This is a genomic window from Acetobacter sp. DsW_059, assembly GCF_002153695.1.
Taxonomy (GTDB): domain Bacteria; phylum Pseudomonadota; class Alphaproteobacteria; order Acetobacterales; family Acetobacteraceae; genus Acetobacter; species Acetobacter thailandicus.
Genome location: NZ_JOPI01000079.1, coordinates 1 through 1,703 on the forward strand (window position 1 = coordinate 1; position 1,703 = coordinate 1,703).

The following is a 1,703-nucleotide window of genomic DNA, read 5'->3' on the forward strand; positions in this document are numbered from 1 at the left end:
CTGACTACTGCCTTTGTCGCATACAACGACCCGGATTTCATAAGACAAGTCCTGAGCCTAGGCTATGTTAAGCTGTTCAGTCTTCGTCGTCTTGGTCCTGCCAGTAAGCCTCGTTGAACACGGCATCCAATTCACTCAGGTTTCTTAGACCAAGTTCCGCGGCGACGCGCCGAGCGTCCAAGCAGAACTGTGCGTATGTTTGAGGCGTGATATTGCTGTTAGAGGGCCGTTCGGGAAATTCAGGACCGGCCAGCCGCATTCCTGCTGAGCTATTTCGGTTCAGGACCGCGAATTTCGATGGATCGACGCTATGGAGCATCTCCGTGCGCCAGTTCGGCCCCACGCCCCGGATGCTCACTTCTCTGACTTTCTCGAAGGCCTGTTCCGGGCTGAGATCGCCTGATGCCAATGCTCTCGTGCATAGCTCCGCAAATGCGGCCGGCTCGCCCGCGATGACCTTCATAAAAATGGGAACGATCGCCGAGTGAAAGCTAGCGTCCAGCTTACGGAGTTGGTCATCAAATCGTTCTCCGGTCGGCCTTGACGTAGCGATGAGTTTCATAATTTTTCTCGCGCCCTCGACCGCCTCAGCGCGATTGCGCACTTGCGCGTCGAACCCTTGCTCGGACTTATCGAGGCGGAATTCGCGCAGTAATTCACGCAGCACGGAGAATGTTGTGGGCTTTGCGGTGCGCAGGCGCTTCAGCCGCCGTTGTTCGGTAGCCCGGGTAGCCCTGGCGATATCGTATCTCCGCGAGTAGTCGCGGAGGATACAGGGGTTGAGCGCGCTAACGAGTTCGTCATTGCACAACTCGTCTAGACGGTTCCGAATTTTGGTCTCGCTATTGAGGCGCAACAGGACTGAGCATTCGTAGTTATCCGCCATGCCGCCATTCGTCCAGTTCGCCGAGCCGATGAGCATAGAAACAGACTTGTTAACGTATTCGAACCGATAGACTTTCGGATGAAAAACACTGTCGAGTTCGTCTCCGACAAAGACCGACAGCGAGTGTTTCCGTGATAGCTGGAGCAACAATTTCAATAGCGTCGGCTCTGACTGACAGAAGTCCAACCCGATGATGAATCGTGCCGAACCGCCCTGTTCGAGATGGTGCAGCAGGTGGTCCTTAATGTGCCCCCAGCCTGACATTTTGGCGAACGCCACTGCGACATCCACGTGCCTCGCATTCTCGAAAAGACTGGCGAGTGCCGCGGAATGTTCGCTACTCTCGTCATTCCATATGAGGTCGTAATGGCCCATCTTTATATTCCGATTAGCTTTGTGTGCTTCACTTTGTGCCATGCATAACATTACATCAAGGTGATGCACCTCAACAATGTGGGTCCCTTTCCAAAAACGGCCGCATCATGGCGAACGGCGGCGAGATTCGTGCTGACGCACTCCTCCTCGAACGTCTGCTTTCCCTTCGCGGCCCAGGACGCCAAAGCCCTCTCGCGCTCGTCGCTTCGGAGCTTATCGGTCACCCAGAGCAGTGCGACGTTGTTTCTACACTTCGACCACTCTCGGCGCAGCATTTTGCATGGCGGTGTCGAAAGCCCTTAATTACGTTACAAAGCACGGTCACCGTTTTATGTACGTGCGGGTCCGCTTTCGCCCTCTTTTCCGACGTCGGAGGTAGCCCTAGGCTCAGGACCTGTTAATTTATTGAACTGAGCGAGAGATTGTGATTCACAGGCTTACC

General features: G+C 54.7%; 1 protein-coding gene. It reads right to left on the reverse strand.

Going from position 1 to position 1,703, the window contains the following annotated elements; genetic code table 11:
* Positions 1 to 76: 76 nt before the first annotated feature.
* The gene (locus HK25_RS11875) at positions 77 to 1,261 is read right to left on the reverse strand and encodes a phospholipase D family protein (RefSeq protein WP_158092962.1); all 1,185 of its coding nucleotides are present in this window, start codon (positions 1,259 to 1,261) and stop codon (positions 77 to 79) included.
* Between the last annotated feature and the right edge of the window lie 442 nt (positions 1,262 to 1,703).